Source organism: Leptolyngbya sp. CALU 1928 (genome assembly GCF_056784215.1).
Genome location: NZ_JBXBCE010000002.1, coordinates 98,881 through 117,959 on the forward strand (window position 1 = coordinate 98,881; position 19,079 = coordinate 117,959).

16 protein-coding genes and 1 tRNA gene are annotated in these 19,079 nt (G+C 46.4%); 11 read left to right on the top strand and 6 right to left on the bottom strand.

The features are described 5' to 3' along the window. Positions 1 to 17 precede the first annotated feature (17 nt). Positions 18 to 923: an oxygen-dependent tRNA uridine(34) hydroxylase TrhO gene (trhO, locus tag AC1S5B_RS16040; protein ID WP_482036710.1), complete on the top strand. Its 906-nt coding sequence runs from the start codon at positions 18 to 20 to the stop codon at positions 921 to 923. A gap of 37 nt (positions 924 to 960) precedes the next feature. On the opposite strand, the gene AC1S5B_RS16045 is transcribed toward trhO, so the two are convergent. After that, on the bottom strand, positions 961 to 1,467 hold the full coding sequence (locus tag AC1S5B_RS16045; protein WP_482036711.1) for a bifunctional nuclease family protein: 507 nt from the start codon (positions 1,465 to 1,467) through the stop codon (positions 961 to 963). Positions 1,468 to 1,836: 369 nt separating this feature from the next. Here AC1S5B_RS16045 and ribE point away from each other — a divergent pair, with 369 nt between their 5' ends. After that, positions 1,837 to 2,529, top strand: a complete 693-nt coding sequence (ribE, locus tag AC1S5B_RS16050; RefSeq protein WP_482036712.1) for a riboflavin synthase — start codon at positions 1,837 to 1,839, stop codon at positions 2,527 to 2,529. Positions 2,530 to 2,545: 16 nt separating this feature from the next. Here the strand turns inward: ribE and AC1S5B_RS16055 are convergent, their stop codons facing one another. Then, entirely contained in the window at positions 2,546 to 3,679 is a 1,134-nt protein-coding gene (locus tag AC1S5B_RS16055; protein WP_482036713.1) for a M23 family metallopeptidase, read from the bottom strand. Between the two features lie 272 nt (positions 3,680 to 3,951). On the opposite strand from AC1S5B_RS16055, the gene pgeF reads away from it, so the two are divergent. The 7 genes from pgeF (at position 3,952) to AC1S5B_RS16090 (ending at position 12,777) form a co-directional block, all read left to right on the top strand. Next, on the top strand, positions 3,952 to 4,734 hold the full coding sequence (pgeF, locus tag AC1S5B_RS16060; RefSeq protein ID WP_482036714.1) for a peptidoglycan editing factor PgeF: 783 nt from the start codon (positions 3,952 to 3,954) through the stop codon (positions 4,732 to 4,734). A 142-nt stretch (positions 4,735 to 4,876) separates the two neighbouring features. Continuing rightward, a tRNA-Asn gene (locus AC1S5B_RS16065) sits at positions 4,877 to 4,948 on the top strand. A 94-nt stretch (positions 4,949 to 5,042) separates the two neighbouring features. Beyond that, positions 5,043 to 6,236, top strand: a complete 1,194-nt coding sequence (locus AC1S5B_RS16070) for an aminotransferase class V-fold PLP-dependent enzyme (RefSeq protein ID WP_482036715.1) — start codon at positions 5,043 to 5,045, stop codon at positions 6,234 to 6,236. Positions 6,237 to 7,112: 876 nt separating this feature from the next. Further along, the gene (locus tag AC1S5B_RS16075) at positions 7,113 to 9,830 is read left to right on the top strand and encodes a hypothetical protein (protein WP_482036716.1); all 2,718 of its coding nucleotides are present in this window, start codon (positions 7,113 to 7,115) and stop codon (positions 9,828 to 9,830) included. A gap of 519 nt (positions 9,831 to 10,349) precedes the next feature. Further along, positions 10,350 to 11,780, top strand: a complete 1,431-nt coding sequence (locus tag AC1S5B_RS16080) for a form I ribulose bisphosphate carboxylase large subunit (protein ID WP_482036717.1) — start codon at positions 10,350 to 10,352, stop codon at positions 11,778 to 11,780. Positions 11,781 to 11,938: 158 nt separating this feature from the next. After that, positions 11,939 to 12,355, top strand: coding sequence for a RuBisCO chaperone RbcX (rcbX, locus tag AC1S5B_RS16085; RefSeq protein WP_482036718.1), 417 nt, complete (start codon positions 11,939 to 11,941; stop codon positions 12,353 to 12,355). A gap of 59 nt (positions 12,356 to 12,414) precedes the next feature. Beyond that, positions 12,415 to 12,777: a ribulose bisphosphate carboxylase small subunit gene (locus tag AC1S5B_RS16090; protein ID WP_458648376.1), complete on the top strand. Its 363-nt coding sequence runs from the start codon at positions 12,415 to 12,417 to the stop codon at positions 12,775 to 12,777. Between the two features lie 70 nt (positions 12,778 to 12,847). Here the strand turns inward: AC1S5B_RS16090 and AC1S5B_RS16095 are convergent, their stop codons facing one another. From AC1S5B_RS16095 to AC1S5B_RS16110, 4 genes are all read right to left on the bottom strand, one after another. Beyond that, positions 12,848 to 13,126, bottom strand: a complete 279-nt coding sequence (locus AC1S5B_RS16095; protein ID WP_482036719.1) for a hypothetical protein — start codon at positions 13,124 to 13,126, stop codon at positions 12,848 to 12,850. Further along, positions 13,074 to 13,454: a DUF6972 family protein gene (locus AC1S5B_RS16100; protein ID WP_482036720.1), complete on the bottom strand. Its 381-nt coding sequence runs from the start codon at positions 13,452 to 13,454 to the stop codon at positions 13,074 to 13,076. Before AC1S5B_RS16100 ends, AC1S5B_RS16095 begins: the two co-directional genes overlap by 53 nt. 205 nt (positions 13,455 to 13,659) lie before the next feature. Continuing rightward, complete coding sequence (locus tag AC1S5B_RS16105) at positions 13,660 to 15,882, bottom strand: tetratricopeptide repeat protein (RefSeq protein WP_482036721.1); 2,223 nt, start codon at positions 15,880 to 15,882, stop codon at positions 13,660 to 13,662. Between the two features lie 261 nt (positions 15,883 to 16,143). After that, positions 16,144 to 16,926, bottom strand: a complete 783-nt coding sequence (locus AC1S5B_RS16110) for a hypothetical protein (protein WP_482036722.1) — start codon at positions 16,924 to 16,926, stop codon at positions 16,144 to 16,146. Between the two features lie 230 nt (positions 16,927 to 17,156). On the opposite strand from AC1S5B_RS16110, the gene AC1S5B_RS16115 reads away from it, so the two are divergent. Next, the gene (locus AC1S5B_RS16115; protein WP_482036723.1) at positions 17,157 to 18,119 is read left to right on the top strand and encodes an orange carotenoid protein N-terminal domain-containing protein; all 963 of its coding nucleotides are present in this window, start codon (positions 17,157 to 17,159) and stop codon (positions 18,117 to 18,119) included. Between the two features lie 162 nt (positions 18,120 to 18,281). After that, positions 18,282 to 19,070 (top strand): methyltransferase domain-containing protein, encoded by a 789-nt coding sequence (locus AC1S5B_RS16120; protein ID WP_482036724.1) that lies wholly within the window; start codon positions 18,282 to 18,284, stop codon positions 19,068 to 19,070. Positions 19,071 to 19,079: the final 9 nt, after the last annotated feature.

Below are 19,079 nucleotides of genomic sequence, written 5' to 3' on the forward strand. Positions count from 1 at the left end.
TCTTGAATAGAAAGCTTATGAGTTGGATTATTGCCACATTCTATAAGTTTGTGCCGCTGCCGGACTGGGTTGAACTGCAACCCGTTGTGCTGAACTATTGTCAGGCACAGGATATTAAAGGAACGATTTTGCTGGCGCATGAAGGGATCAATGGCACGATCGCTGGATCTCGGCAGGCGATCAACACTGTTTTGACATGGCTCAAAGCTGATCCACGACTAAAAGACTTAGATCATAAAGAATCCCTGGCTAAAACGCCCCCGTTTGAGCGACTGAAAGTAAAGCTAAAGCGCGAAATTGTCACCCTGGGCAAACCAGAGGCAAATCCGGGTGTGCAAGTGGGCACCTACGTGACCCCAGCAGACTGGAATGCGCTCATTGCCGATCCAGAAGTGCTGGTGATCGACACCCGCAATGATTACGAAGTCACTATTGGCACCTTTCAACGAGCCGTTAATCCTCAAACCACTTCGTTTCGAGAATTTCCAGACTATGTACAGCAGCTTGATCCGACGCAACATCAAAAAGTTGCCATGTTTTGTACAGGTGGCATTCGCTGTGAAAAAGCATCGGCATATCTGCTCAGCCAAGGCTTTCAGCAGGTCTATCATCTCCAAGGCGGCATTCTGAAATATCTGGAAGAAGTGCCCAAAGATGCCAGCCTGTGGCAAGGAGAATGTTTTGTGTTTGACGATCGCGTTTCTGTCAAACAGGGATTAGAGCCAGGAACCTATGGGATGTGTCGCAGTTGTGGACATCCAATTTCTGACGCTGATAAAGCCTTGCCTGAGTATGAAGAGGGCATTTGCTGTCCTCACTGCGCCGAATCCATGACACCTGAAAAACGCGATTCCCGTAGGGATCGTTTCACGAATCGCCAGATCGAACGCCAACGTCAATGGCAGCAGTCACAACCCGGTTAAGCCAACGATAAGTCAACGAAAATTTATAGGTAAAGTCTTATTGAGCTTCTTCGCTGCTAAATTTGCTGCGTTGGGTAAAATCCTCTGGACGCAGACTAGAGATGAAATCACGAAATTCTTGCTGCTCGGCTTCGTCGGCATCCCGATCTACCGGAATGGAGGCATCAGCGATCACTTCTTCTAGCACCCAAATGGGACAATTTGTTCGCAGCGCTAGGGCGATCGCGTCACTGGGGCGAGCATCAATTTCTTTTTTCACATCCCCTTGAACCACCGTCAGCGACGCATAAAAGGTGTTGTCTTGCAAAGAGTGAATCACAATTCGTTCTAAGGTCATGCCCCATGCTTCCAGCATGTTGACCAATAGATCGTGAGTCAGCGGGCGAGGAGGTGCCTGATTCTCGATCGCGTTGATAATCGCTTTTGCCTGGTCGTTTCCGATGTAGATAGGCAGCGCTCGGCGTTCGGTGAAATCTCTCAAAAGCACAATTGGACTGCGCGTTACCGCATCCAACGCAATTCCAGCGACTTTCATTTCAATCATCGTTTTAGCCTCTAGAACACCTGAAACGAACTCTAAACTATCGGAGAAACAACCAAAGGAACTCTAATCTAGTACATTCTTAAGCATAAACGGGGAAACCAATCGCTTATCAGCCCGTAAAACTGACAGCCAAGAATTGGGTCTAAAGCTTCGTTCGGCTTTACAGATTCTCAGCAGGCATTCTAGCTAAATGAACCAGTTATACAATAGCGGTATCTCCATGACACTTAGTATGCCCTGATTGCTGCCCAAATCCTATCGAACTATATGCTAAATTTACGTTTGCAAAATCCTCATAATCGCCTGTAGGCTAAGAATTTTGCGTGATTGACTAAGCTTCATTAATCCAATCGCCCCCTACTTACACCAATGTTTACAGGATTAGTTCAAGGGTTAGGCACTTTGCAGCCGATCGACTCCGATAAATTACAGATTATCTGTTTGCCCCAATCTGCTGGCTTAATCCTGTCGGGTTTGGCGATGGGGGACAGTGTAGCAGTTGATGGTGTGTGTCTGACCGTGGTGGATATTTTGCCACAGGGATTTGTTGCCGTGGCATCGCCAGAAACCCGCGATCGCTCTACGCTGGGCAATTCCGCACAATACGTTAATTTAGAAACTTCACTAAAAGTAGGCAGCAAGTTAGGGGGGCACTTTGTCACAGGGCATGTAGACGGCACGGGCACCCTAAAATCTGCGGTTCAGACGGCTACCTCTTGGGAAATGACCTTTCATACCGCTTCGGCTCAAGTTGCCCGCTACATCATTTCCAAAGGCAGTATTGCGGTTAACGGCATCAGCTTGACTGTTGCGGACTGCAACCTTGAGGGTAATTGCTTCACGGCTGCTGTCATTCCTTTAACTTATGCCGAAACTAACCTGCAATATCTCGTTCCTGGAAGTTTGGTGAATTTGGAAGGCGATATTTTAGGAAAGTATGTCGAGAAATTCCTGCGATCGGGAACGGCTCCTCATGCAGATCAGGCTTGGGATGGCACAGATTTGCCGCGATCGCTGGAAACCATGACTCCAAATTTTTTGGCAGAGCATGGATATTTATAGGAAAAGGCTAAATTTTTTATAGAACGCCCTCAACTCCAGCATTGGCTTTGGCAGATTGGGGAGGAGCTTGAGCAAAATCGAGCGATCGCACCAGTTGGGCAAGGGCATATTCCAACTGAGCGCCTGCATCCAGCGCCACCCAGCCTTCCGTCGTCAGTTGGCGAAACTCAAAATGTAGGTGAGGTCCAGTGGAGTTGCCGGTACTGCCAACGCGACCAATCACATCGCCCTGCTTAACGACTTCTCCAGACTGCACAAAAATTTCCGACAAATGAGCGTAGAGGGTTTGCGCGGTGCCTTTGTTATGTTCTAGCGCCACCGCGAGTCCGTAGCCACCCAACAGATCCGCTAGAACGACTTGTCCGGCATAGGCTGCCAAGACGGGGGTGCCTAGGGGAGCCGCCAGATCGGTGCCGCTATGAAACCGAGCATCACCGCTAATCGGATGGACTCGCCAGCCAAACAATGAGGAAATAGCGGCAGGAATCGACAACGGAAACAAAAGCTGAATGTTGCCATTCCCCAGTTGGGCAGGGGGGCGCATGGTGCGGCGATAGTAGTCTTTGAGAGAAGGAGTACCAGGATTTAGCCCGGTGACCGTGGAAAGTAGAGTACTTACCTGCACGGCGGGAAGGTTGGATAGCTGACTGGTTGTTACCCGACTCCCAGCATCAAGCTGTCCGGGATTGAAGGGTTGTCTAGCAGGATTGCTCACCGCTGCGCCGCCACATAACTCATCGGGCACTTGACCCGATCGCACTGTTGCTTGGCAACCCGACGAGCGCTCCGAGAAAATGATGGTGCTGGGAGCAGCATAGGGTTCCGCAGCGCGACTCGGAGGAGCAACGACCGCAGGAGCCGCAGAAGTTGGCGGTTGATAGGTGGGAACCGCTGGAGAGGGAGCCGAGAACTCACTGGGAAACGATTCAGGAGCCGCTGGAGCAGTCACCGGAGCGCTGGGAGTCGTTTCTATGGGAGCCATGACAGGTTGAGAGGGTGATGCTGAAAAGGGATCGCTGGTGGAAGATTGCGCGATCGCCATGCCACCACTAAGGGCACTCACGCCGCCGAGCCATGCGATTCCTTGCATCAGCCTAAACAAGCAAGTCGCTAGTTCATGAGTAGATTTACCCGTTCTTTTGTCTGTCATTATTTAGATTCCAAGACAACACGCTCACACCAGACTGTCGATTCTCAGGGCTGCAAAGTTCCAACGCGACTATCAAAACTGTCTCAGTGAACCTGACAACTAATAGCCCAGATTGATTGTACTTGGCTTTCGTGAAACTTTTATGACCAATCGGTCTGAATCTGTTGCGTGCCATGGCTTGCACAGGATCTGGCTGGCTTTAGAAGATTCAAGCGATCGCCCTGCTAACCCAGAATGCTACGGTTAGCAGGGTGATCTCAATAAATACATCTATGCATAGTTGGCAGTGGCGCACCTGGAACGACCTTCCTTATCTAGCTTGTAGTATTTTAGAGCCTTGGAAACACGGCTTTTTTACCCAGCAGTTTTACCCGCGCTTACCCGAAGACTTAACACCAGTTTTACAGCCAACCGCTGTATCGTATCGAGTCAAACAGGTACACGGCAGCGTGATTTTTACACCCACTCAGGTTGGAATGGAAAATCACAGCGATATACCGGAACTACCTGCCGCCGATGGGTTGGTGACTGAGCAAGCGAATCAAGCCGTATGGGTGTGTAGCGCTGACTGTACTCCCGTGTTAATTGGGGACGAAGTGACAGGACAGGTTGCCGCCGTTCATGCAGGCTGGCGTGGAACAGCGCAAAAAATTGTGCCTGAGGCGATCGCCCAGTTGCAATCTCAAGGCAGTCGCCTGGAAAACTTGCGGATTGCCATGGGTCCCGCGATCGCAGGAGAGGTCTATCAAGTATCTGAACAAGTGGCGGCACAAGTAGGCGCGACGATCGCCCCACCTGATTTAAGCAACTTACCCAACGCGATCGCCTATCTCCGCCAAATGCCACACTCTCCAGTATTTGACGACCCCGAACCCGGACGAGCGCGGCTGGATGTCCGCCAAGTCAACGCCCTTCAGTTAACCCAGTTAGGCATTCACCCCGATCAAATTGCGATCGCGCCCCACTGCACTTATCAGGAATCTAGCTATTTCTTTTCCTATCGCCGCAGCCGTGAGAAAAAAGTTCAATGGTCAGGGATTGTGAGTGGAGAATAGAGGCTAAAGGTTTCAGGTTCTGGGTTTCGGGTTGCAGCTAAGGTAAAGTTCTAAGCTCTGAATCCCTAACTCCTGCCACCTATTTTTTAAAAAGCCTTGTCAAAATGAACCGCTTGTCGCTACGATAAGAAGCACGCTGTAATCCTCAGTAGCTCAGTGGTAGAGCGATCGACTGTTAATCGATTGGTCGCTGGTTCGAATCCAGCCTGGGGAGTTTTTCACAAAGTTTATTCTTATACAATGTCGATTCGTAGCGGCTTAATTTGTAATATTCAATTGAGAAGCCTTACCCAAATAACCAAGTTCACATGTCAATAGATTGGACACGAGCCACCAATGCTCATCAGTCTTTTGCCCAATATTGGTCGCTTGATCCAGCGATCGCATTTCTCAATCATGGCTCTTTTGGAGCTTGCCCAATTGCGGTTTTAAAACAGCAGCAGCAGTATCGGCGGCGAATGGAACGGCAGCCACTCCAGTTTTTGGGAGTTGATTTTGAGCCACTGCTGGATAACGCAAGGGAAGCTCTCGCGGCTTTTGTGGGTGCTAATGCTGCCGACCTCGTGTTTGTGCCAAATGCGACGACGGGGGTGAATGCGGTGTTGCGATCGCTGACATTTCAGCCCGGAGCAGAATTGTTGACCACCAATCATGAGTACAATGCTTGCCGCAATGCGCTGAACTACATTGCTGAGCGACAAGGATTGAAAGTGGTCGTTGCAGAGATTCCTTTTCCGCTTACATCTTCTAGCCAAATCTTGGAAGCGGTTACAAACAAAATTTCTAGCCGGACTCAGTTAGCGTTGCTCGATCACGTCACCAGTCAAACAGGATTGGTGTTTCCTCTGGCTGAACTCGTTCAGGAATTCAACCAGCGCGGTATTGAAACGTTAATTGATGGTGCCCACGCGCCGGGAATGATACCGCTGAATTTACGCGAGTTGAACGCCACTTATTACACTGGCAATTGCCATAAATGGCTTTGTTCGCCGAAAGGGGCAGCGTTTTTATATGTACAGCGCGATCGCCAGCCTGAAATTCGCCCCCTAACCATCAGCCATGGTGCCAATGCTGATCGCCCTAATCGTAGCCGCTTTCACTTAGAGTTTGATTGGATGGGAACTGATGATCCAACAGCGTATCTATGTGTTCCTACCGCTATCCAATTTATGGGTTCTCTGTTACCCGGCGGTTGGACAGAAGTAATGGCAACGAATCGAACTAAAGTGATCGCTGCTAGAGCAACTCTTTGTCGGGCGCTGAATGTTTTTTTCCCTTGCCCCAGGGACATGCTCGGTTCTCTGGCGGTGGTGCCGCTCCCTGATGGAGACTGGCAACTGCTACATAATGCGCTACTCGAAAAGTACCAGATTGAAGTACCGATCATTCCCTGGGGACACCCAACAGGTCGGCAAATTCGCATTTCTGCTCAGATTTACAACGATCCTGCTCAGTATGAGTATTTAGCGATCGCGCTGACCGAACTACTCCGCTCATTTTGATTGAATTTTATTAATTGAAGGTAAGTGAATAGTGAATAGCGTGAAGAGATGCTTCGGATTATTGCAAAATCGTCAATAAAATAAATCTTTAGATAAATTTGTATTTCTTTTGAGAGTAAGTTTGTTACCGCTCAAAGGTTTTGCAAATGGTTAAATCTGAGTGGATTCAACCATTTCTTAGTATTAAAAAATACTAAATTAAATGCCTTGGGATAGTGAAAGTACTAGGAAATAGCCTTTCGACGGATTGTTATCTCTAATTTCTTTTTTTATCTTTAAAGTGTCTTAGGAAATGTCTTGGGAAGAAGAGTTTTAGGCGTTGCTGATTTAAGAGATGAATTTCGTAGGGACGTTTTGCGAAGCGCCCCTACAGTAAGGGGCAACATTTTCAAATCATCCCCAGATTCAGCAACACCGAGTTTTAAACTAAGCAGTTTTTTGCTGTAAGTCTCACCAGTTCACTTTAACAAAAGTTTACTTTAACAAAAAATAAAAGGTAGCTATGATCACTTGCCCATGCTGCTCTGCCAAAGTTCTGCGTCATGTTCGTCATGGATCAATTTATTGGTTCTGCCCTCATTGCTGGCAGGAAGTACCTGATTTAGAACTAGAAATGGGAATGAATCTTAAGCCCCGTTTAGTACTATCCTCGATTAAAAAGTTGGCAACTGCTGCCCGTTCATGAATCTATAGTTTGCAGCATCGAATTTCAAATTGTTTTTTTGATTAAAGCGATCGCCTCAGATTGTAACCGTGGGGCGATCGCTTTTCCTATTTTAAGTTTATTTAAGACACCATCAGTGAGACAGCATTCATCGCCTATAGTCCAAAAGCCTTTTTCTCGGATGGGCACTGTTTACAATCAAGGTGTGCTACATGAATTTGCCCGTTGTGTTGGATATTGCGATCGGGTTGATATTTATTTACCTGATTTTTAGTTTGCTTGCATCCGAAATTCAAGAGCTTGTTTCTACCCTGTTGCAATGGAGAGCAAAACACTTAAGAGAATCTATCCAAAATCTATTATCAGGTGGATATGGAACCAAAGATACAGAAAAAGTTGCTGATTTTATTGAGTCTATTTATAGTGATCCATTAATTAGAAATATTAACCAAAGCTCAAGAGGGCTGTTAGGTAGTTTGGGTCATACTATCTATCGAATTGTCTATCCTGGTAAAGGTGTCTTTGGTAAAGAATCAACTGCACCTTCTTACATTTCACCAGAAACATTTTCAACGGCACTATTTGAACAGTTAGGTATGTCAACTCTTGTTGATAAACTAACAGAGATTCGGCTTGAAAAATTTATTTCTCGAATTGTAGGACTTTATAATCTTGAGGAAATTACTCAAGAGACTGGAAGCATTCAGCACGCAATTACGCTGCCAACTGAACAAGAGTTTGAATTAAAAGATAATTGGGAAAAAGGAAGCATTCGCGTTTTAGCAGGGAAGGCAAAGAATTTAGCCCAACCTCCTAATCAAAGTGGATCTGCTGCGATCTCGATGCTAACCCTAAGTAATGCCAATCCTGATTTTCTAGCACTTGTAGAAGAATATGATGATATTTTAAGGGACTTTAAGGCAGGAGAAGCCAATCTAGAAACTTGTGTGGAGCGATTGAAAGAAGCACTGGATTTATATGTGAATCAAATTGGAGAATTGATTCTATCAACGATGCCAAATGCGACTAATGAAGGCGCAAGTTTAAGTAATTTATTGCCAATTGAGCGGCAACAGCTTACTTATTTTAAAAAACGTCTGGATGCGCTTCGATCTGGTACGTTTGGTGATAAAAGTGAACGCGCGATCGCTGCTGGTAAACTTAAGCCTAGCTTATTAGAGATTGCTGAAATATTTGACCGCACTAGCACCACCTATCAAGAAATTGAAGGTGCCTATCAAGATATTGCTGCGGCTTATCAAGCCGGGACAAAACCAAGCGAAATTGAACCTTTTCTAAAAACGCTAACCACCAAAATTAGTGAATTAATCGGCAACAACAGCAACAATCTACCGATCCCATCCAGTGAAGCATCACCTGGGGAAAGTCGTGAAACCATCCCTACAGAAAGCACAGACGTTGCCGCTGCGAAAGTCACAATTCCCACCTTAACAATTGCTGACTCTCCACCCTTTACTAATCACCCAGCGCCTGTTACAGAATCCGAATCCACTAATGAGGCTCCAACCTACATTACAGAAATCCCGCCATTTTCTCCTAATGCGGTTTCACCCATAACTCGAATTCCCCCCGCTATCTCAGAGCCACCCATCATTTCATCAGCATCCACAACCGATCCAGATGAAGTGGTTCAGCGTCCCATTTCTACTACAAGCCGAGATACTGCGATCGCCCAATCTATCGCGCCGCTGATGGGTCAATTTACTGAGGAAGATCTACTTAAAACTGAATATCAAACCTATATAGAAATTGCCCTAGATAGCCTATCTCCAGCAGAGCAAAAAGCCTATCAGCAAGCCTATAAAGGCTGGAAAATTTATCAGCAAATTGTGTCCAAAGTTATAAAAGATCTTGCCGATCAACTTCAGGCTAAAGGACGACTATTTAATCGTGAAAATCAATACGTAATTGCTCAACAGGTTCAATCAGAAAATCGACTTTATCGCAAAGATGAGTATGTGATTCAGCCCTATCAAGCGATTGATTCAGTTACCCTGTCGGATTACGTTAAATATTCTTTAGGAAAACTCTCTAATGAAGAGCAGCAATTGCGAATTAACATTGCTCTTAATAAACTGACTTTGGAGCAGCGTAAGGTCTATCGCAGCTATCAATCTTATGATCAAATTCAAGATTTGCTGAGTCGAGTTCCTATATCTGTTAAACAAAGTTTGGCGATTTTGGCAAGACGCGCTCAAACAAAAGTTCAGGAAACCGAAAAGCAAATTAATCAGTTTAGAAATGAGGTATCAGTTTGGTTCGATCGCTCGATGAATCGGACATCGGGTGTTTATAAGCGAAATGCTAAAGGCGTTGCCATTATGATTGGTCTCACCATCGCGATTCTCTTTAATGCAGATACATTTCATATTATTAGGCGGTTGTCAGCCGATAACGATTTACGTCAAGTGATTACTCAACAGGCTGCTACCATAACTCAACGCTCAGCGATCAATAATCCTGATCAACGCAAGATTACTAGAGACGATTTGCGAGTGCTTAAACGGGAAACCGATGCAGTTTTGCAAGAAGTCGCCTTTCCGATTCAATGGACTCCTGCCAATTTAACCCAGCAGTTTGATTGTTTAGCTCCAGACCCACAATCGATTGGTAATCCTCCAGAGTTGCCCAGTATGGCACCGGGTGATTCAAACAAATGGGGTAGTTTCTATCGTGCCTGTTTGCCGCTTGGTCGAGCCGGGAGTAATGAATTTAATTTTCCGCTATTGGGCGAGGTGGTGCTGAATCGGCTCTCGACTCTTGCTCGAATTTTGCTGGGCTGGTTAGTCACTGGAATTGCGATCGCTATGGGTGCGCCTTTTTGGTTCGATCTCATGAGTAAGCTCATGAATGTCCGTAACACCGGGACAAAACCTGCTTCCCTGTCAGAAAAGGAACTACCAAAATAGAGGGCTATGAAGCTTGATTACTGGATTAATAGGTTCAAGTTTCAACTGAGTAACGAGTAGCTGCCCCCATCCCCAACTTCTCTCTAGGGAAAAGAAGCAGAAGTCCAGTCCCCGTCCAACGGGCTAAGACTAAGATAAAGGCAAGTGACGAAATTCACAAACTGATTCAGCGCTGCTTCAATTCTTGCGAGATGTTAAATTAGTAATTTTTTTATAACTATTGTTTATTTAACTAAACAGAATAACTAAAGTTGAGCTTATCTTAAATGATCTGAATGCTGATATGATTCAGTCAAGATGCATCTTTACGCATCAAAGGCATTGAGTCTAAACCATTTGCTCTAGGGTTTTCTAGGGTTTTAGTCGGTTGTTTCTCTAGCTACACTCGGGCGAGTGCCAAGCTCCCCAAACTTCACATGGTGATGTTCAATCTTCTTGGCGTTTTGCAGTTTGTCCAGCGGTTTCTCCTACAGAGGGGTCGCGAGGTTTTTTAGATTCAGTTTATTGGAAGGGAGATTTATGTCTTACGCGCAAACTAGAACCCAGGCAAAAGCTGGGTACAAGGCTGGGGTACAGGATTACCGCTTGACGTACTACACCCCAGATTACACCCCTAAGGATACGGATATCCTGGCGGCATTTCGGGTCACGCCTCAGCCTGGAGTTCCTTACGAAGAAGCAGCAGCAGCAGTAGCGGCTGAATCTTCTACGGGAACCTGGACGACGGTTTGGACTGACTTGCTGACTGACCTCGATCGCTACAAAGGTCGTTGCTATGATATCGAACCCGTTCCCGGCGAAGATAATCAGTTCATTGCTTACATTGCCTATCCTTTAGATCTGTTTGAAGAAGGCTCTGTCACGAACCTGTTGACTTCCCTTGTGGGGAACGTGTTTGGCTTCAAAGCGCTGAAAGCTCTGCGTTTGGAAGATTTGCGGATTCCTGTTGCCTACCTGAAGACCTTCCAAGGTCCTCCCCACGGGATTCAGGTTGAGCGCGACAAAATCAACAAATATGGTCGTCCGTTGTTGGGTTGCACCATCAAACCCAAGTTGGGTCTATCGGCGAAGAACTACGGTCGTGCGGTTTACGAATGTTTGCGCGGCGGCTTGGACTTCACCAAAGATGATGAAAACATCAACTCTCAGCCTTTCCAACGGTGGCGCGATCGCTTCTTGTTCGTGGCAGATGCTATTCATAAAGCTCAAGCTGAAACTGGTGAAATCAAGGGTCACTACCTGAACGTCACCGCTCCCACCTGTGAAGAAATGCTGGAACGGGCTGAGTACGCCAAAGAACTCAACATGCCCATCATCATGCATGACTTCTTAACCGCTGGCTTCACCGCCAACACCACCCTGGCAAAATGGTGCCGCGCTAACGGAGTGCTGCTGCACATTCACCGCGCCATGCACGCCGTTATTGATCGCCAAAAGAACCACGGGATTCACTTCCGCGTTTTGGCGAAGTGCCTGCGGATGTCCGGTGGCGACCACATCCACACCGGAACCGTTGTCGGCAAACTAGAAGGCGACAAAGCTATCACCCTTGGTTTCATCGACCTGTTGCGTGAAAACTACATTGAGCAAGACCGCTCTCGCGGTGTCTACTTCACCCAAGACTGGGCATCGATGCCGGGTGTTATGGCAGTTGCTTCCGGTGGTATTCACGTATGGCACATGCCTGCCCTAGTGGAAATCTTCGGCGATGATTCCGTCCTGCAATTTGGCGGCGGCACCCTGGGTCACCCTTGGGGTAATGCTCCTGGTGCAACTGCAAACCGCGTTGCCCTAGAAGCCTGCGTTCAAGCTCGGAACGAAGGTCGCGACCTCATGCGTGAAGGTGGCGACATCATTCGTGAAGCTTGCCGTTGGTCTCCTGAGTTGGCAACCGCTTGCGAACTCTGGAAGGAAATCAAGTTTGAGTTTGAAGCACAAGACACGATCTAAGATCAGCCGCTGTGATGAGTTTTGAGTTTTGAGTTAGTTCACTATTAGCTGTTAGCGATTCACCGTTCGCTGATAATCATCCGAACTCGTCGCTGAATTCTATCAGTCAGTAGGGCGATTATCTTCAAAATTCAAAACTTAGAACTTAAAGCTTCTCTATGGATCTCAAGCAAATTGCGAAAGATACAACCAAAACCCTGATTAGCTATGTGACTTATCAGGCGTTGAGAGTGGTGATTGCCCAGTTAGATGAAACTGAACCGAAACGGGCTTACTGGTTACGCCAGTTTTCCCATCGAGTCAGCGTTCAAGATAGCGAAGTGTATCTAACAGCGCTCTTTCAAGAAGAACAGCGGATCGCCTTTCGCCTTCTGACTGTCAGAGAACATCTTGTTGAAGAAATGGCGGATTACCTACCGGAAATGCTCCGCACGGGAATCCAACAAGCCAACTTACAGCAGCGGACTCAACAGTTGGAACGGATGACACAAACCGATCCGACTGCATCTGCAAGCCATCCTGAACAAGCCGAACAACCTGAACAGGAATCTGGCTATCAACCCGACAGCTATTAGCAAATCGCTAGAAACTGTTGACTTCAACCCTAAACCTTTAGACATTACCGAGGACTTTCATGAAGACTCTCCCTAAAGAGCGGCGCTACGAAACTTTTTCTTACTTGCCTCCCCTCACGGATGCTCAAATCGCCCGTCAAATTCAATACACCATTGACCAAGGTTTCCATCCTGCGGTTGAGTTTAATGAAGACTCCAATGCAGAAACCTACTACTGGACTCTGTGGAAATTGCCCATGTTTGGCTGCTCTTCTCCTCAAGAAGTGCTGAATGAAGTGCAACAGTGCCGCTCAGAATATGGCAACTGCTACATTCGCGTGGTTGCATTTGACAACATCAAACAGTGCCAAGTGATGAGCTTCATCGTTCATAAACCCGGCAGCACAGGTAACACCAGCGGCGGCAGCGGCTACCGCTACTAAAGTGCTGAATAGTTAAATGATTTAGGGTGGGCAGAAATGTTCCACCCTATTTTTGTGAACTCGATAAGCTTTAAGCGCTCTGGTGAATTTCGGAGCTAGATAGCCGTCCTTCAAGTGGTTCATATTCATCTTCCAAAAGCCAAAGTTGTGCTTCTTCATAACCTTGAAAAGCCTTTACAAGACTGTAGAGATCGGCAGGATCGAAGATGTAGCAGCCTCTCGTTTCGTCACCTAGTAAGAGCAATACATAAGGTGGTGATTGCATTGGATCGACCCAAACTTCTAAGAAGTTCCAGTTATCCTTCACTAAGTCGGGTACGAGGGATTGCGTGGTATCTGTTGTTTGCATCAATTTTTACCTCACCGTAGAACAAAGGAGTTCTTGAACCGTCTGGACTAATGAGATCGCCGATTGCCTCAGTAAAAAATAACCCATAGCGCTCGTAGTTCCGAACGCTGCCTGTATACTCACCTCCTTCTAGGATAGCTTGAGCAACTCGCAGCATCGTGTCCTCATTATTGAAGACATGAATTGATCGCCCTCTTAGCAGTAATCTCTGTGATTGAGGAGTATTGGGTAGATGTTTAGGAATATGTCTAGGGTCAAGAAAAATCTCACGATCAATCCACTCATAATGCTCTGGAGATCGTGCCCCGACAAAACTTTTTGACTGCACCTTAACACCTAACCTAGCGGTCTAACGCCCTAAATCAGCGCGGCTAGTGCAGCAAGGCTGAATTAAAAATCAAAAATTAGAGTTAAAAATGCCTAGCCTGCATAGCTTTTACGGCTTTTCAACTGGACAGTTATTTCTACTGGGCTGCACTAGTTTCTTCGGCAACTCAATCAACTAGTTTTATCCTGTCCGTTGCATTAGATTGTTATGCGGGTCTAAGACCAGGACACTTTGTAACCAACCGCTGTCTCTCAGTCTCTTGAACATAATCCTCTGGACATTCAGATTTCCATCTTGCAAAAAGACTTGGTAAGGCAGACCAATCCTCCATAGATTCAATTGTAAGAGCCATTGCACGAAATATCTGAGGCTGTAACGAGCGGTTTCTTCCATCTGGATTTTTATGGTTAAGCGCACGATCTAAGTAGGCTCTTGCACGTTTGAGAGACTTAAGTCCAACGTCGGAATCATCTTCACTCATCAATTCTTTTCCTTGTCTCTGAAGTGCAGAGCCAAGGCGGAACAGTAAGCCTTGATCTTCAGGATATTTCGCTACACCAAGTTCAGCAGCATTCATTGATGCATTCCATTCTTTGAGTCGGGATTCCATTGCAGACCAATGCCAATATGCATCCGCATTACAAGTCCCTAAATCATGAGATCTTCTAAAGTTCATACGTGCGGATGCAAAGTTTTCTGACTTTAGCTGTATCCATGCAAGTGTTGCATACAAGTCAGACCTAGCTGGGTATTGCTCCGTTGCATCCTCTACAATCTTTTCAGCATCTTCCAACTTTGACTGAGCTAGGTAACGAGCTTGCTTTAGTAGCGCATCTACTCGTTGATCCTCTGAACGTCGTGTCCGCAACTCTCCTGTTGCTGCTTTAATCGACCGCTCCATTCGGCGATAAGCCTCGGTACCACTAAACACATCCTGCACTAGAAGCCGCGTATTCTGTCCAAGGATAAATCCTTTTTTGCCACTACTTGGATTATGAGTCGGCATTAAAAACATCTTTTGTAACTGCTGCAAAGCATCTAGTAGCCTCTCCTCGCTCCAGTCCAGTCCTCGACAAAGAGTATCTGAATCACATGGGCTATGGATGCTAAGCGCCAAAAGGATCTGTTTTGCATCATCATCTAATCGGTCATATTCTCGCTGAATAGCATATTTTCTGGCTTCAGTTCCACGCTTGCTTGCCCACAAGCCGATTGCTCTTTCAATTGATAAACCAGTTTGACTAAGCCTTAGCAAATCCTCAAGGAAAAGTGGTGATGCATCTGTGACTTTAAGGAGTTTTTCCTTGTGGTCGAGTATAGCGAGTGAAGAAATTCCCATGAAATCACATCGAGACTTGATAAATTCCTCTGCATCTGGATGGGTAAGTCCTGTGACTTGGGTTGTGAGGTTAGCCATACCAAAAATAGCTCGTCGAGAGGTGATTAGCACTATAGACTTTGTACGGTCTGGAACAGTCATGACCAAAAATTGAAATGCATCTTCACCTTCCGTCTCCACTGTATCAATGTCATCGATAATTAATAGAGACGGGAATTCTGTCAGAAGGCTGAATACGGTATCCTCATTAGCACCTTCTCTCTCTTCACCGAAGAATCTGAGAATTGCAGATATAGCTGTTTCTTTGTTGTAAAAATCTGGTCTGTCAATAAGAACTGTGCTCCCTTCTACAAAACGTCGCCGCTTTGCCGACATCCAAAAGACTCCATCTAGACCGTGATCATTCCTACCTGAGATGGACTTAGCAAATGCGTAGGCAATCGCTGATTTTCCCTTTCCACCTTCTCCAGACAATGCCCAGCGTCTAGACAGGTGCTTGCTGAGCCACTCATTCAAAGTTGCAAGCTCAGAATGCCTTCCCACAAAATCTATAACTACCTCATCAGGTGGTGGCAGATCAGACAATATGGACTCCTTATCATACGAAAATCCACCTAAAAGTTGTTTCTGAAGGCGCAATATCTGAGATGAGGCATCAGGAAGCGAACAAAAGTCGAGTATTTTACGAGCATTGTATAGAACATTCCACGAGTCATCGTAGTTAATATCGTCAGTGGTAGGATGCGAAATTGGATCTCTAACATTTTTTATCTGCTTGATCCACGTTAATAAAGCTTGACGTGCTTGATTCTTCTCTGCTTTGGGCTTCTTACCATGAACTGGACATAAAATCTCGAAGTGAGATTCAAAGATATTGTAGAAATGTTCAACGCCAATAAGCTCGTACTCATCTCTTATAGGAGTAGATAATTCTCCTGTTCCACCTGATCTTCTTTGCTCTGCTGCCGATTTAATTTCCTCCCATTGTGTTCTATCGGATTCCTTACTTTTCTTGGCAAACAGTTTCTGAACCGCTTCAATTCCTCCTGATTTGGGAGCCTCAAGAGTACTACGAATGAGATCAACCATTGCACTTCTGTAAATGCGTTGAATGGAGTTATACAGAATTGTTGTGTTATCCATTGCGATTAAAAACAAGCCCTCTTCTGTCAGGATAGTCAGAGAAATACAACAGCCACATAACTATTGGTTCATCGGCTGTTTCCGCATAATAACCATCAGATGGAAGATTGTCAGGACTCTTTCCATATATCTTCCTGAACAGGGGGGGGTATCAAGACTCTTTCCGTATAACACCCCCTCACCGGAGTTATTAAGAGATACTGCCCCTTAAGCCTCTTTGAAAAAGCGGATCAGTTCACGCACATGATCAAGCACCTGACCATCGGTGCTAAGTTGAGCGATCGCGGTTCTTCCTTCCCGTGATAAGCGCTCATGATCGGCTTGGTTCGTGGCTTTCAGGTCTTCGTGGGCAGTGGCAAGCTGGGTTAGGTCTTGTCGTAGGGCGGTTGTCAGGCGTTGGAAAGTGGCGGCTTGGCTATCCAAATTTTCAACGTTAAATTGATACTCTAATTGTTGCAAGTTGGTTTCTACTAGAGTTAGGCGATCGCGTAGTTCTATCACATCTTCACGGGGATAGCGCACTGTTCGCCCAATCGCTTGCAGCCGATCTGCCAAATATTGATAGAGCGCGATCGCGGGGCGCAGGATAGTAAACAGTAACGCCGCCGCAGAACTGATGTAGCCAATGCTGCTGATGCCCGTCACTGCCAGCGCATACAGTCCAACCGCGGATAGAAGATGTAGGGCGATCGCTGCCCACAGCGATCGTTGGGCTAACTGCTGCACATACCGCATCTGTGACTCGTCTACAGCAATCTCTTTATTGCGTGACTCTGCCATATCTGCCAGCACCGCTTTTGCCCCAAAGTGAATATTCCAAGGTACTGTCACGATCACCAATAGCCACCAAAAGCTAGCCGCACCAACGAGCCAATCTAAAAAATTGCCAGAGGGAATATGCAGCAGTTGCAGAACGCCAAATATCCCTAAAACCAATATCGCTAGGGCGATCGTAAAACTAAGGAATCCGCCCAGATCTCTAGGACTCATTACTTTAACCGTTACATCAGAGTGTTATCCTTCATCTTGAGTGAGGTATTTTCTTGCACTTTACAAAGCTGTGCCACTTTACCAAGTGCTTGGTAGAAAGTACTTTCAGCCTTCATAGCAGTAAAACTTGAGCACTGAAAAATAAATCTCACTTAATTCCGTAACAAGTTTTGATACAATTCTTAACAGTTCGCAATATTCTGCGCTGAGAGCGCTTTGGAGGTTTACACATGGCAATTAATATTGAGTCTGCCCGCTCTATTTTCTCGGGAACGTTGGCGGCTAATGTCGTCCCAACGACGATCGAGTCTTTCAATCAACTCGGTGCAGAAGATCAACTGGCGCTGATTTGGTTTGTCTACACTGAAATGGGCACAACCGTCACTGTTGCTGCACCTGGGGCTGCCAACATGATTTTGGCTCAGGGCATTCTTGAGCAAATTAAGCAAATGCCTCCAATGGCGCAAACTCAGGTCATGTGTGACTTGGCAAACCGTGCGGATACGCCCATTTGCCGATCCTATGCCTCTTTCAGCATGAATATTAAGCTGGGTTTTTGGTATCAGCTTGGAGAATGGATGGCACAAGGTCTAGTGGCTCCTATTCCAGAGGGATATAAGCTTTCACCCAAAGCGGCAGGTGTGCTGCAAGCGGTTCGGGAAGCAGATTCGGGTCAACAAATCACCATTCTAAGAAACATGGTTCTCGAAATGGGATTTGATCCAAACGCGCCCGGTAGCTATAAGAAGGTTGAAGATCCCGTGGTGGTGCCAACCGAGATGGCATCCCGGAGCAAGGTCAAGATTGAAGGGATTGATAACCCCACCGTCTTTGACTACATCAATAATATGAATGCCAATGACTTTGAGGCGGCAATTGAACTATTTTCGGCTGAGGGTGCATTGCAGCCTCCGTTCCAGAAACCCATTGTGGGTCGTCAGGCGATCTTGGCGTATATGCGAGAAGAATGCCAGGGCTTGAAAATGATGCCAGAACGGGGCGTTGCTGAAGACCCCGACCAAGGTTATACCCCAGTGAAGGTGACAGGCAAGGTGCAAACGCCTTGGTTTGGTGCAAGCGTGGGTATGAATATTGCATGGCGCTTTTTGCTCGATCCTCAAGGTAAAATTTTCTTTGTGGCAGTTGATTTGTTGGCATCGCCTAAAGAACTTCTTAACTTAGTTCGGGGTTAGAACTGAGTTCTAAGTTTTGAGTTCTGAGTTTTAAGCAGTTTGGGTTAGTTATTCCAAACTCGCTAATCTAATATCGAAAGTAGGGTGAGCGATGGTTGCCCTACTTTTTTTTGGGTCGATTTTCAGGTGAAACTGGAGAGGATAGATCGTTAGGGACTAATCATGGCGCAGTGGGATGCTCAGGATTACGCTAAAAGCTCGTCAGCACAGGCGGCATGGGCGCAAGAACTGATTACTCAACTCAACTTCAATGGCGATGAAACTGTTTTAGATGTGGGCTGTGGCGATGGCAAAATAGCGACTGAAATGGCGCGGAGTTTACCCAATGGATTTGTTTTAGGAATTGATAGTTCGGCTGAGATGGTGGAGTTTGCCGCCACTGAGCATATACAGCCCGCGATCGCAAATTTGCAGTTTGCCTGCATGGATGCCCGCCACATTGAAAGTGACCGCTCTTTTGATATCGTCTTTTCTAATGCGGTGCTGCACTGGGTCGATGATCATCCAGCATTTTTGCGAGGTGCCAGTCGGGTGCTGCGATCGGGCGGCAAACTGGTGATTTCTTGTGGAGGGAAGGGCAATGCTGCGGATATTGTGGGAGTGTTTGAGGCATTAATCCAGCAATCTTCTTGGCAGCCTTATTTCACAGACTTTCAGTTTCCCTACTTTTTCTATAGTCCAGATGAGTATGCAGCTTGGCTACCGGAGTCTGACTTTCAACCTGTGCGGGTCGATTTGGTGCCGAAAGATATGATTCACACTGGGAAAGAGGGGCTAGCTGGTTGGATTCGGACTACCTGGATGCCCTATATTCATCGAGTGCCAGAATCTAGGCAGGAAGATTTGATTAAAGAATTTCTTGAGGAATACCTGAATCAGCATCCCCTCGATCGCCAGGGAAATTCCCATGTCAAAATGGTGCGGTTGGAAGTCGAAGCAATCAAGATTTAGCAGGTAGGT